The following is an 11874-nucleotide window of genomic DNA, read 5'->3' as shown; positions in this document are numbered from 1 at the left end:
CATGACCCTGCTCGATGACTGGATAGCGTGCCGCGAAGGTCGCGTCGTGCTCGACAGCTCGCATTTTCTCGGCTTGTTCAAGGAGCATGGCAGCGACGCGGAGCTGGCGCAGATCTTTGCCGGCTTTGCCCAGGCCGATGCCTTGCAGGCGCGGGCGCAGCAGGTGCTGGCGGCAGGTTCGCTGGACAGCAGCCTGTACCTGTTGCCGCAGCGCGGCTGCGATGAAGGCCGGCTCAAGGCCGCGGCGCTGGCCTGGTGGAACGAACAGGCCCGCACCGCCTGCCAAAACCTCCGGCACTGCCTGTAGACTCTCCAGCGCCCCGCACCTGTGCGGTTGATCGATCAAGCGTTGAGAGGATAGAGAATGAGTCTCTGGGATGACCTGAAAAAGAAAGCCGTCGACGCCAACCCCGAACTTGCCGCCAAGGCGGCCCAGGCGCTGACCAAGGCCAGGGAACTGGCCGTGGAGGCCGGCCAGAAGGCCGCGCCGGTGCTCAAGGAGGCCAGCGAAAAGGCCGCTGCCTACGCCCAGGAGAAAACCCCGATCCTCAAGGCCCAGGCGCTCAAGGCCATCGACGACGCCAAGGTGCGCCGCGCCGAGCTCAAGGAGCGCGCCAGGCACGACAAGGCCGCGCGCGAGGAAATGGTGCGCACCATGTATGACATCAGCCTGTCGCCCGACGACCCCAATTTCATCGACGAGCCGTTCAACCACTACGATCGGCAGTTGCATTTCTTCGTGGTCACCGGCGAGATTCTCGACACCCAGAAGCGCAACCAGACCCACCTCAGCGCCAGCCACTCGCACCATTCCGGCGGCGGCTACATGATCGACGGCTACGGCTCCATCGGCGGCAGTTCGTCGTCGATGCACGTGAGCAGCCACAACATCCAGGAGCATGAGTTCTGGGTGAAGCTGCGCGATGGCAGGGAAGCATGTTTCCAGTTCGCCGACAGCGCCGTGCGCATCCGCACCGGGCAGACAGTGAGCATGCTGTTCGCGCGCCCTGCCGACACCCAGACCGGGCAGATGGTGGCGCTGTACAACCACAGCTCGCAGGAAAACCATGTGATCGCCGGGCCGGCCGCGATCAACCAGATATTCAACCTGTATACCGTCGAGCCCGGGCTGTTCAACGGCAATGAGGTGACCACCCGGCGCAACCGCCTGCTGCAGGAGCTGGATCGGCGGCTGGGGCAGTTGGCCAGGTATTCGGCATTGCATGGCAACAGCCAGGGGCAGCTGATAGAGGGCGAGCGCACGGTCTGAGCCCGGCCTGCCCCTTTTTCGCGCCCATGAAAAAAGGCCCGGGTTTTCACCTGGGCCTTTTGTCGTAGATGGCGCACTCGGCGGGATTCGAACCCACGACCCCTGCCTTCGGAGGGCAGTACTCTATCCAGCTGAGCTACGAGTGCAACGCGGGCGCCATGATACCCATCTGCACCCTTGCCGTCCATCGCCAGTAATGTTGTGTTCGATTCCGAACACTCGCTGGCGCAAAAGTGACGTTGATCTGAAATTTCAGGGTCTGCTAGGCTTTTTGTTCTTTTTTTCGAACACCCTATTGTCCTTTGTTCCCGTTGATCCTAGGATTCGTTTGAGATTTCAAACGCTCTCCTTTTTCTACAAATCAATAATTCGCCCTGTGTTCGCACGGTGCAGTTAAGGAAGCCCGACATGCAGCTCAAAGACGCCCAGTTGTTCCGCCAGCAAGCCTTCGTCAACGGAGAGTGGCTGGACGCGGACAACGGTCAGACGATCCAGGTGACCAACCCGGCCACCGGTGAAGTGCTCGGCACCGTGCCTAAAATGGGCGCCGCCGAAACCCGTCGCGCCATCGAGGCCGCCGACAAGGCCCTGCCGGCCTGGCGCGCACTGACCGCCAAAGAGCGTGCTGGCAAGCTGCGCCGCTGGTTCGAACTGATGATCGAGCACCAGGACGACCTGGCCCGCCTGATGACCTCCGAGCAGGGCAAGCCATTGGCCGAAGCCAAGGGCGAAATCGCCTATGCCGCCTCGTTCATCGAGTGGTTCGCCGAAGAAGCCAAGCGTGTCTATGGCGACACCATCCCGGGCCACCAGCCCGACAAGCGCCTGATCGTGATCAAGCAGCCGATCGGCGTTACCGCGGCCATCACCCCGTGGAACTTCCCGGCTGCGATGATCACCCGCAAGGCCGGCCCGGCCCTGGCCGCTGGCTGCACCATGGTGCTCAAGCCCGCTTCGCAGACCCCGTACTCGGCCCTGGCCCTGGTCGAGCTGGCTACCCGTGCCGGCATCCCGGCTGGCGTGCTGAGCGTGGTCACCGGCAGCGCCGGCGACATCGGCAGCGAACTGACCGGCAACCCGATCGTGCGCAAGCTGTCCTTCACCGGCTCGACCGAAATCGGTCGCCAGCTGATGGCCGAATGCGCCAAGGACATCAAGAAGGTTTCCCTGGAGCTGGGCGGCAACGCTCCGTTCATCGTGTTCGACGACGCCGACCTGGACAAGGCCGTCGAGGGCGCGATCATCTCCAAGTACCGCAACAACGGCCAGACCTGCGTCTGCGCCAACCGTATCTACGTGCAGGACGGCGTCTACGACGTGTTCGCCGAGAAGCTCAAGGCGGCAGTCGCCAAGCTCAAGATCGGCAACGGCCTGGAAGACGGCACCACCACCGGCCCGCTGATCGACGGCAAGGCCGTGGCCAAGGTGCAGGAGCACATCGCTGACGCGGTGAGCAAGGGCGCCAAGGTACTGAGCGGCGGCAAGCTGATCGAAGGCAACTTCTTCGAGCCGACCATCCTCGTCGACGTGCCGAAAAGCGCTGCCGTGGCCAAGGAAGAAACCTTCGGCCCACTGGCTCCGCTGTTCCGCTTCAAGGACGAGGCCGAAGTCATCGCCATGTCCAACGACACCGAATTCGGCCTGGCCTCGTACTTCTATGCCCGTGACATGAGCCGTGTGTTCCGTGTCGCCGAAGCCCTCGAATACGGCATGGTCGGCATCAACACCGGCCTGATCTCCAACGAGGTCGCGCCGTTCGGTGGTATCAAGGCCTCGGGCCTGGGCCGCGAAGGCTCCAAGTACGGCATCGAGGACTACCTCGAAATCAAATACCTGTGCATCAGCGTCTGATCGCAGCGTAAGGCTTTACCTCTGCCAGCGGGGCGCGAGAGCGCCGTCCCGCTGGCCTTTTTTACACCGTGACATCCGGCCGCCTGGGCCCCTGCAGCAGTCGATCAACGCATGCTGCTGCAGTCGAATACCGGCCGCCCCGATCGAATCGCGCCACCTGCGTGTGGCGAAATGAGGACATTATGAGCAAGACCAACGAATCCCTGATGCAACGCCGTGTAGCCGCCGTCCCACGTGGCGTCGGCCAGATCCACCCGATCTTCGCCGAGTCGGCCAGGAACGCCACCGTGACTGACGTCGAAGGCCGCGAGTTCATCGACTTCGCCGGCGGTATCGCGGTACTCAACACCGGTCACGTGCATCCGAAAATCATCGCTGCCGTTGAAGCTCAACTGCACAAGCTGACCCACACCTGCTTCCAGGTACTGGCCTACGAGCCGTATGTCGAAGTGTGCGAAAAGATCAACGCGCTGATCCCGGGTGATTTCGCCAAGAAAACCCTGCTGGTCACCACCGGTTCCGAAGCCGTTGAAAACGCCATCAAGATCGCCCGTGCCGCCACCGGCCGTGCCGGCGTGATCGCCTTCACCGGCGCCTACCACGGTCGCACCATGATGACCCTGGGCCTGACCGGCAAGGTCGTACCGTACTCGGCCGGCATGGGCCTGATGCCAGGCGGCATCTTCCGCGCCATCTACCCGAACGAACTGCACGGTGTGAGCATCGACGACTCGATCGCTTCGATCGAACGCATCTTCAAGAACGACGCCGAAGCCAAGGATATCGCTGCGATCATCCTGGAGCCGGTCCAGGGCGAAGGCGGTTTCTACGTCGCGCCTAAAGAGTTCATGAAGCGTCTGCGCGCCCTGTGCGACCAGCACGGCATCCTGCTGATCGCCGACGAAGTACAGACCGGCGCTGGCCGTACCGGTACCTTCTTCGCCATGGAACAGATGGGCGTCGCGCCTGACCTGACCACCTTCGCCAAATCCATCGCTGGCGGCTTCCCGCTGGCCGGTGTGTGCGGCAAGGCCGAGTACATGGACGCCATCGCTCCAGGCGGCCTGGGCGGCACCTACGCCGGTAGCCCGATCGCCTGCGCCGCGGCCCTGGCCGTGATGGAAGTGTTCGAAGAAGAAAAACTGCTGGACCGCAGCAAGGCAGTCGGCGAGCGTCTGGTCACTGGCCTGCGCAAGATCCAGGACAAGCACCCGATCATCGGTGACGTGCGTGCCCTGGGCTCGATGATCGCGGTCGAGGTGTTCGACAAGGCCGGTTCCCACACCCCTAACCCGACTGCCGTTGCAGCCGTCGTGGCCAAGGCGCGTGACAAGGGCCTGATCCTGCTGTCGTGCGGTACCTACGGCAACGTGCTGCGCATCCTGGTTCCGCTGACCTCGCCTGACGAGCAGCTGGACAAGGGCCTGGCCATCATCGAAGAGTGCTTCGCCGAACTGGCGTAAGTGTGACGCGATAGGAAAAAACCCGCCTCGGCGGGTTTTTTTTCGCCCAAAGCCCGACAAGGGCGCTAAGGTTTGCACAGGAGCTACCTTGGAAGACGCCCTGGATGGCGTGCATCGAGATGTCAGGAGAAGCCCGATGACCGTTTCAAACCCACCCACCGCACCCTGTGTGCTGATTGCCGAAGGCGACCCGTGGGTGCGTGACATGCTCAAGGACATGCTGCTCAGCGTGCGCTGCGATGCCCGCCTGCACGTCTGTGCCAATGGCCACGAGGCGTTGTCCGCGCTGGCCAGCCAACCCGATCTGATCATCGCCGCCCGCGAGCTGCCCGGCATCGACGGCCTGGACCTGCTGCGCAGCGTGCGCGCCAAGCGCCGCAGCTTGCCGTTCATCCTGATCAGCAGCCGCAGCGATGTGGCCAGCGTGCGCGAGGCGCTGCCGCTGGCGCCCACGGCGTACCTGAGCAAGCCGCTCAATGCCGAGCTGCTGCGCCAGCGCCTGGAGGAGCAACTGCTTGGTGCCGGCGAGGCGGTGGCCTGCCCGGTGCCGGCATTGCGCCCGGGCATCACCTTGTCGCGGTTTCTCGAAGACCACCGCAGCACCGCCGATGGCGGGCCGTTGCTGGCTGATGTGAAGCAGGCGATCAAGCACGCGCTCAACCCCGAGGGGCTCAACCTCAAGGCACTGGAAGAAGAGATCCGCAACGACCCGCAGATCACCGCGGTGCTGATCGCTGCGGCCAACAGCGCGGCGCTGCATCGTGACGGTGCGGTGCAGACCCTGCTGCAGGCGTTGAACAAGTTGGGCACCACCCAGAGCATGAACCTGATCATGGGCCTGGCACTCAAGCGCAGCGCCAGGCTCAGCGACCCGTTGCTGTCACGCCATGCCGAGCATTTCTGGGGCCTGTCGCTGCACACGGCCGAGTATGCCGCCAGCCTGGCGCGGTCGATGGAGCTGGACCAGGAGCGTTGCTACTGTGCCGGCTTGCTGCATTGCCTGGGCGACCTGGCGTTGCTGCGCTGCCTGCAGGAGTGGAGCCTGGCCGGGGGCGAGCTGGACGAGGATGCGGTGCAGTTGTCGTTGAACGAGTATGGCGCTGCGTACGGCTCGGCGCTGCGTACCCGCTGGCGCTTGCCGCTGGAGCTGCGCGAACTGATTGCCTCGGTGTATCAGTTGGGGGGCGGGGTGTACTCGCGGGAGAACCTGATCCTGAACCTGGCCGGGCAGCTGGCGCGGCTGCCGGCCGAGCAGGGCCTGGAGCAACTGGCCGAGAGCAAGACGGCGCGCCTGCTCAAAGTGGGGTTGGCGCAGTTGGAGCTGCTGCGCAAGGCCTGAGACCGCTTCGCCGGCAAGGCCGGCTCCAACAGACGCCACCGCCGCTCGTAGGAGCCGGCCTTGCCGGCGAAGCGGCCCGCCCGGGCAACCAAGCTCTCAGCCCCTGACAATCTGGTTCTTGCCCTGCCGCTTGGCCTGATACATCGCCGCATCCGCCCGTGCGAACAGGCTGTCGAGCACTTCATCCTCCTCATCGATGCCGGTCAGCCCCTGGCTCACCGTCACCCCGAACACCTGTTCGTCCTGGCTGAAGCTAAGGCGCTGGATCTCGCGCTGCAGACGCTGCGCCACCTGCAGCGCCAGCTCCGGCGTGCACCCGGGAAACACCGCCGCGAACTCTTCGCCGCCAATGCGCCCGAACAGGTCGCCACGGCGCAGCACCGCCTTGCCGCTGTCGGCGATGCGTTGCAGCACCTGATCACCCGTCTGGTGCCCGTAGGTGTCGTTGACCTGCTTGAAGTCATCGATGTCCAGCAGCAGGAACGCCATCGGCGCCTGCTCCTGGCGTGCCTTTTCGAAGGTGTGGTGCGCGCATTCGAAAAAGTGCCGGCGGTTGCTGCTCTGGGTCAGCACGTCGGTGGTAGCCAGGCGCTGCAACTCGCCTTCGAGCTGCTTCTTTTCGGTGATGTCCTCGGCCATGCCGACCACGATCACGCCCTGTGCGCTATCGGCCTGCTGGTTGATGAAGCACTTGTCGCTGAGCCAGCGCACCTGCCCGTCGGCGGCGATGATGCGGTACTCGCGGTCTTCCACCGCGCCCTTGACCAGCACCTCGGCCAGGCTGCGTTCGGCGTACTCCAGGTCGTCGGGGTAGATGCTGTCGCGCCACTCGTTGTGATCGGCCAGCAGCAGACCGGCCGAGCGCCCGAAAATCCGCTCGTAGGCCGGGCTCACGTACAGCACGCGCCGGGTTTCCCAATCCATGGCCCAGAGCACCGCGTTGACACTGTCCAGCAGCGAGCTGAACAGCTGCTCGCGCTCGCTCAGGCGCGCGACTTCACCCTGGGCATGCAGCAGGGCCAGCAAGGTGTGCGCGGGATGCGACGGTGGGCTGAACGACGGGGACGGCGGGTTCTTGTTGACCATGTGCACGAAGCGTCTCGAAAAGCGGAATCGAAAGGCGAAGGGCGTGCGGCCTGACACGGCCCGCCACGCGGGCGATATGCCAGTCAGAGTGAAAATCGAAGGGAGAGTTCCTCAGGCGCGCCCCAGGACGGGGCGCGCCGATCAACGGCGTCAGGCCAGGGCAGGGCGCAGCGAATAGGTCTTGAGCTGTGCGGCGAAGTCGCGCAGCGACTGGATACCGCTGGCCTCGGCTTCGTGTACCCAGTCCTTCATCGCGGCCAGCATGTCGTGGCCGTTGGCACTGGTGCGTGCCCAGATCTGCTGCAGGGCCAGGCGCTTCTCGTAGATGGTCTTGAGTGCCTGGCTGTGCGCCAGCATCGACTCGATGCGCTGGTGGTGGCGGTCTTCGAGCAGGCTCGGCTCACGCGAAAGCAGGCGCTTGGCGCGGCGGAACTGGTGGCGCACCGAGTCGTCCACGCGCATCAGCTCCTGCTTGACCAGCGGCGCGATCACCAGCTTGCGGTACTGCGCCATGATCTGGAAGCGGTTGTTGAGGATCGCCATGGCGGTGTCCATGTCGAGCTGGCCCTTGCCCTCGACGCGGTGCGCGATGGGTGCCACGCGCTGCACCTTGGCCAGGCGCAGCCAGGTGAACAGCTTGATCCACGCCCAGCCCATGTCGAACTCCCAGCGCCTGACCGAAAGCTTGGCCGAGTTGGGGTAGGTGTGGTGGTTGTTGTGCAGCTCTTCGCCGCCGATGATGATGCCCCACGGCACCAGGTTGGTGGCGGCATCGCGGCATTCGAAGTTGCGGTAGCCCACCGCGTGGCCCAGGCCGTTGACCACGCCGGCGGCCCAGAACGGAATCCACATCATCTGCACTGCCCAGATGGTGATGCCGATGGTGCCGAACAGCAGCACGTCGATCAGCGCCATCAGCGCGATGCCGCCCAGCTTGTAGCGCGAGTACAGGTTGCGTTCGATCCAGTCCTCGGGGCAGTTCTTGCCGTAGATGCGCAGGGTCTCGGGGTTCTGCGCCTCTTCGCGGTACAGCTCGGCACCCTTGCGCAGCACCGTGGACAGGCCCTTGATGACCGGGCTGTGCGGGTCGTCGACGGTTTCGCACTTGGCGTGGTGTTTGCGGTGGATGGCGGTCCATTCGCGGGTATTCTGCGCCGTGGTCAGCCACAGCCAGAAGCGGAAGAAGTGCTTGAGCCCGGCATTGAGCTCCAGGGAGCGGTGCGCGGAATAGCGGTGCAGATAAACCGTGACCGCGACGATCGTCACGTGGGTCATCAGCAGGGTGACGGCCAGCAGTTGCCAGGCTGACAGGTCGAGAAAACCGTTGTACCACATAGGCGGGTGGGCCCTCGTAAAGCGAAAGAAACAGCGCAAAGTATTATCCCTACCCTACTAAATAAAACCAGTCGGCGTTTTAGATAGGAGGTCACGGGATATTTCTACCCCTATAATGGCCATCATTTTGCCCTGGGTTCCAGCGACTCTATGTCTGTATCCGTTCGAGACGCCCTGCGTATGTCCGCGCTGTATCTGGTGCTGTCGGTCATGTGGTTGGTGCTGTCTGATCAAATACTGAGCAATCTTTTCGATGATCCCGCCCAGCTGGCACGCTGGGAGCTGATCAACGCCTACGCGTGGATGGGCTGCAGCGCTGCGCTGATCTTCGTGTCGCGCTGGCGCCTGCTCAATTTCATCGGCGTGGGCGCGCGCCTGCGCCGCGAGGACCGCGAGCGCCTGCGCATGGCCGCAGCGGTGTTCGACAGCACCCTCGAAGGGGTGCTGGTGAGCGACCGCGACGGCCTGATCGTGCACGTCAACCGGGCGTTCATGCAGATCACCGGCTACCAGAAGGACGAGGTGCTGGGCCAGCGCCCGAGCAAGTTCAAGTCGGGCCGCCACGACACCGCGTTCTACCAGCAGATATTCGCCACCCTGGCCGAGAAGGGCGAATGGAGCGGCGAAATCTGGAACCGGCGCAAGAACGGCGAGATCTACCCGCAGTGGCAGACCATCTGCGCCATTCACGACGACAGCGGCCAGCTGACCCACTACGTGGCGGTGTTCAGCGACATCAGCGCAATCAAGCACACCGAGCGCGAGCTGGCGCACCTGGTGCACCACGACCCGCTCACCGACCTGCCCAACCGCCTGCTGTTCAACGACCGGGTCAAGCAGACCCTGGCTGCGGCCCAGGCCAACAAGCGCGGCTGTGCCCTGTTGCTGCTGGACCTGGACCACTTCCAGAGCATCAACGACAGCCTCGGCCACAACACCGGCGACCAGTTGCTCAAGGCCGTGAGCGAACGCCTGCTGGCCCAGCTGGGCACCGGCATGACCCTGGCGCGGCTGGGCGGCGACGAGTTTGCCGTGCTGTCCGAGAACTGCGCCCAGGTCGGCCAGGCCGCTGCCTTGGCGCAAGGCATCATCGATTGCCTCAAGGAGCCGTTCGAGCTCGACCACCATCGCCTGTTCACCAGCGTCAGCATCGGCATCAGCCTGTTTCCCAGCGATGCGCTGAGCGCCGAGCAATTGCTGCGCAACGCCGACTCGGCGCTGTTCAAGGCCAAGGGCAATGGCCGCTCGGGGTACGCCCTGTACACCGAGGAGCTGACCGCCCATGCCCAGCAGCGGGTCGAGACGGCCGGCGAGTTGCGCCGGGCCTTGGAGCAGCAGGAGCTGCGGGTGTACTACCAGCCGGTGCACGACCTGCTCACCGGTGCCATGATCGGCGTCGAGGCACTGGTGCGCTGGCAGCACCCCGAGCGCGGGCTGGTGCCGCCGGGCGAGTTCATCCCGATTGCCGAACGCACCGGGCTGATTGCCGAGATCGACACCTGGGTGATGCGCCAGGCCTGCCAGCAGATGGTGCAGTGGCAGGCCGAGGGCAAGGCCCTGAGGTTTGTCGCGGTCAACGTGTCCAGCCGCCTGTTCGGCAAGCGCAGCCTGTACCAGCTGGTGGCCCAGGTGCTGCACGACACCGGGCTGGACCCGGCGCGGCTGGAGGTCGAGGTGACCGAAAGCGCGGTGATGGAAGACCCCGAGGTGGCGCTGGAGCAGTTGCACCGCCTGCGCGAGCTGGGCCTGCAACTGGCCATCGACGATTTCGGTACCGGTTACTCCTCGCTGCTGCGGCTCAAGCGCCTGCCGGTGCAGAAGCTCAAGATCGACCAGGGCTTCGTGGCGGGCCTGCCCCACGACGATGATGACGTCGCCATCGTGCGGGTGATCATCGCCCTGGCGCGCAGCATGGGCATGCAGATCCAGGCCGAGGGCATCGAAGAGGCCGAGCAGGCGCGCTTCCTGCTGGAGCAGCAGTGCGACATGGGCCAGGGCTACTGGTACGGTCGACCGGTGCCGGCGCAGCAACTGCGCTGGTCCTGAGGCCCTCTTCGCCGGCAAGGCCGGCTCCTACAAGGATCACCGCCCGCTGTAGGGGCCGGCTTAACCGAAAATGTTTTTGGTTATATAAAAATTCTTAAATAGTATTTTTAAGAATATTCCACCCTCTCTAAGATTGCCCTCAAGCCAGGCGCAGTCGTCCCCTTCAGATGCAGCTGCACGGCACCCCTTATTTCCAGGAGCACGAGCATGAGCGCATCTCTGCGTAGCGTTGACGGACAGGACGAAGCCACCATTCTGCGCGAGATCCAGAGCGCATTGCGCGACCTGCGTTTCGGCGCGGTGGAAATCACCGTGCACAACGCCCAGGTCGTGCAGATCGAACGCAAGGAAAAATTCCGCCTGCAGAATCCAGGCAACAAGCCCAGCTGATTCAGCCCTCTAATTAGAAAAAAATACGCCAATCGGGAGCTTCACCATGTCCATCCGCCGTTATGCCCTGGCCGCACTGGCCAGTGCCGTGTTTGCCGGTTCCGCCATCGCCAAGGACTACGAGCTGTTGAACGTGTCCTATGACCCCACCCGCGAGCTGTATCAGCAGTACAACGCCGAATTCATCAAGCACTGGCAGCAGGCGCACCCGGACGACAAGGTCAAGATCCAGCAGTCCCACGGTGGCTCGGGCAAGCAGGGCCGTGCGGTGATCGACGGCCTGCGCGCCGACGTGGTGACCCTGGCCCTGGCCGGCGACATCGACGAAATCGCCAAGCTCGGCAAGACCCTGCCGGAGAACTGGCAGACCCGCCTGCCCGACGCCAGCACCCCGTACACCTCGACCATCGTGTTCCTGGTGCGCAAGGGCAACCCCAAGGGCATCAAGGACTGGGGCGACCTGATCAAGAAGGACGTGTCGGTGATCACGCCCAACCCGAAAACCTCCGGTGGCGCGCGCTGGAACTTCCTCGCCGCCTGGGCCTACGGCCTGAAGGCCGGCGGCAGCGAAGCCAAGGCCCAGGAATACGTGCAGGAGCTGTTCAAGCATGTGCCGGTACTGGACACCGGCGCCCGCGGCTCGACCATCACCTTCGTCAACAACGGTCAGGGCGACGTGCTGCTGGCCTGGGAAAACGAAGCCTTCCTGGCCCTCAAGGAAGACGGTGGCGCCGACAAGTTCGACATCGTCGTGCCGTCGCTGTCGATCCTGGCCGAGCCGCCGGTGGCGGTGGTGGACAAGAACGCCGAGAAAAAGGGCAATACCGCGATCGCCACCGAATACCTCAAGTACCTGTACAGCCCGGCCGGCCAGAAGATCGCCGCCGAGAACTTCTACCGCCCGCGTGACGAGAAGGTCGCTGCCGAATACGCCAAGCAGTTCCCTAAACTCGAACTGGTGACTATCGACAAAGACTTCGGTGGCTGGAAAACTGCGCAGCCCAAGTTCTTCAACGATGGTGGTGTGTTCGACCAGATCTACACGGCGCAGTGATGCGTGGCCGTTAGGATAATCGCCATTCAGTAGCCAGCAT

General features: G+C 64.0%; 10 protein-coding genes and 1 tRNA gene. 8 read left to right on the top strand and 3 right to left on the bottom strand.

Annotation, left to right across the window (positions count from 1 at the left end; genetic code table 11):
- Position 1: 1 nt before the first annotated feature.
- Together V9K84_RS21115 and V9K84_RS21110 are read left to right on the top strand one after the other, a co-directional pair.
- A complete protein-coding gene (locus V9K84_RS21115) occupies positions 2 to 307 on the top strand; it encodes a hypothetical protein (protein ID WP_088513895.1) in 306 nt (101 codons plus the stop codon).
- A gap of 57 nt (positions 308 to 364) precedes the next feature.
- On the top strand, positions 365 to 1270 hold the full coding sequence (locus V9K84_RS21110) for a hypothetical protein (protein ID WP_043861308.1): 906 nt from the start codon (positions 365 to 367) through the stop codon (positions 1268 to 1270).
- Between the two features lie 69 nt (positions 1271 to 1339).
- On the opposite strand, the gene V9K84_RS21105 is transcribed toward V9K84_RS21110, so the two are convergent.
- A tRNA-Arg gene (locus tag V9K84_RS21105) sits at positions 1340 to 1416 on the bottom strand.
- Positions 1417 to 1678: 262 nt separating this feature from the next.
- Here V9K84_RS21105 and gabD point away from each other — a divergent pair.
- The 3 genes from gabD to V9K84_RS21090 all read left to right on the top strand — a co-directional run bounded on the left by gabD (position 1679) and on the right by V9K84_RS21090 (position 5923).
- Positions 1679 to 3121 carry an NADP-dependent succinate-semialdehyde dehydrogenase gene (gene gabD / locus V9K84_RS21100; RefSeq protein ID WP_043861307.1) on the top strand — a complete coding sequence of 481 codons (1443 nt, stop codon included), beginning with the start codon at positions 1679 to 1681 and terminating at the stop codon, positions 3119 to 3121.
- A gap of 182 nt (positions 3122 to 3303) precedes the next feature.
- Positions 3304 to 4584, top strand: a complete 1281-nt coding sequence (gene gabT / locus V9K84_RS21095; RefSeq protein WP_043861306.1) for a 4-aminobutyrate--2-oxoglutarate transaminase — start codon at positions 3304 to 3306, stop codon at positions 4582 to 4584.
- A gap of 136 nt (positions 4585 to 4720) precedes the next feature.
- Positions 4721 to 5923 carry a response regulator gene (locus tag V9K84_RS21090; RefSeq protein ID WP_088513832.1) on the top strand — a complete coding sequence of 401 codons (1203 nt, stop codon included), beginning with the start codon at positions 4721 to 4723 and terminating at the stop codon, positions 5921 to 5923.
- Between the two features lie 96 nt (positions 5924 to 6019).
- Here the strand turns inward: V9K84_RS21090 and V9K84_RS21085 are convergent, their stop codons facing one another.
- Together V9K84_RS21085 and desA are read right to left on the bottom strand one after the other, a co-directional pair.
- Positions 6020 to 7009: a sensor domain-containing diguanylate cyclase gene (locus tag V9K84_RS21085; RefSeq protein WP_058541701.1), complete on the bottom strand. Its 990-nt coding sequence runs from the start codon at positions 7007 to 7009 to the stop codon at positions 6020 to 6022.
- Between the two features lie 150 nt (positions 7010 to 7159).
- The gene (gene desA / locus V9K84_RS21080) at positions 7160 to 8344 is read right to left on the bottom strand and encodes a delta-9 fatty acid desaturase DesA (protein ID WP_043861303.1); all 1185 of its coding nucleotides are present in this window, start codon (positions 8342 to 8344) and stop codon (positions 7160 to 7162) included.
- 150 nt (positions 8345 to 8494) lie between these two features.
- On the opposite strand from desA, the gene dibA reads away from it, so the two are divergent.
- The 3 genes from dibA to V9K84_RS21065 all read left to right on the top strand — a co-directional run bounded on the left by dibA (position 8495) and on the right by V9K84_RS21065 (position 11834).
- Positions 8495 to 10390, top strand: coding sequence for a phosphodiesterase DibA (gene dibA / locus V9K84_RS21075; protein WP_043861302.1), 1896 nt, complete (start codon positions 8495 to 8497; stop codon positions 10388 to 10390).
- A gap of 207 nt (positions 10391 to 10597) precedes the next feature.
- On the top strand, positions 10598 to 10780 hold the full coding sequence (gene oscA / locus V9K84_RS21070; protein WP_007941032.1) for a sulfur starvation response protein OscA: 183 nt from the start codon (positions 10598 to 10600) through the stop codon (positions 10778 to 10780).
- 46 nt (positions 10781 to 10826) lie between these two features.
- A complete protein-coding gene (locus tag V9K84_RS21065; protein ID WP_043861301.1) occupies positions 10827 to 11834 on the top strand; it encodes a sulfate ABC transporter substrate-binding protein in 1008 nt (335 codons plus the stop codon).
- Positions 11835 to 11874 lie beyond the last annotated feature (40 nt).

Origin of the sequence: Pseudomonas sp. AE27 (genome assembly GCF_037113495.1) — a bacterium.
GTDB classification, from domain to species: domain Bacteria; phylum Pseudomonadota; class Gammaproteobacteria; order Pseudomonadales; family Pseudomonadaceae; genus Aquipseudomonas; species Aquipseudomonas palmensis.
Note: the sequence above shows the minus strand (reverse complement) of the source record. Positions and strands in the feature narration are given on the sequence as shown.

What these genes read in the sequence shown, in the direction of transcription:
- V9K84_RS21115 (WP_088513895.1), top strand. Translation starts at nt 2, where the DNA reads ATGACCCTGCTCGATGACTGGATAGCGTGCCGCGAAGGTCGCGTCGTG.
- V9K84_RS21110 (WP_043861308.1), top strand. Translation starts at nt 365, where the DNA reads ATGAGTCTCTGGGATGACCTGAAAAAGAAAGCCGTCGACGCCAACCCC.
- gabD (WP_043861307.1), top strand. Translation starts at nt 1,679, where the DNA reads ATGCAGCTCAAAGACGCCCAGTTGTTCCGCCAGCAAGCCTTCGTCAAC.
- gabT (WP_043861306.1), top strand. Translation starts at nt 3,304, where the DNA reads ATGAGCAAGACCAACGAATCCCTGATGCAACGCCGTGTAGCCGCCGTC.
- V9K84_RS21090 (WP_088513832.1), top strand. Translation starts at nt 4,721, where the DNA reads ATGACCGTTTCAAACCCACCCACCGCACCCTGTGTGCTGATTGCCGAA.
- V9K84_RS21085 (WP_058541701.1), bottom strand. Translation starts at nt 7,009, where the DNA reads ATGGTCAACAAGAACCCGCCGTCCCCGTCGTTCAGCCCACCGTCGCAT.
- desA (WP_043861303.1), bottom strand. Translation starts at nt 8,344, where the DNA reads ATGTGGTACAACGGTTTTCTCGACCTGTCAGCCTGGCAACTGCTGGCC.
- dibA (WP_043861302.1), top strand. Translation starts at nt 8,495, where the DNA reads ATGTCTGTATCCGTTCGAGACGCCCTGCGTATGTCCGCGCTGTATCTG.
- oscA (WP_007941032.1), top strand. Translation starts at nt 10,598, where the DNA reads ATGAGCGCATCTCTGCGTAGCGTTGACGGACAGGACGAAGCCACCATT.
- V9K84_RS21065 (WP_043861301.1), top strand. Translation starts at nt 10,827, where the DNA reads ATGTCCATCCGCCGTTATGCCCTGGCCGCACTGGCCAGTGCCGTGTTT.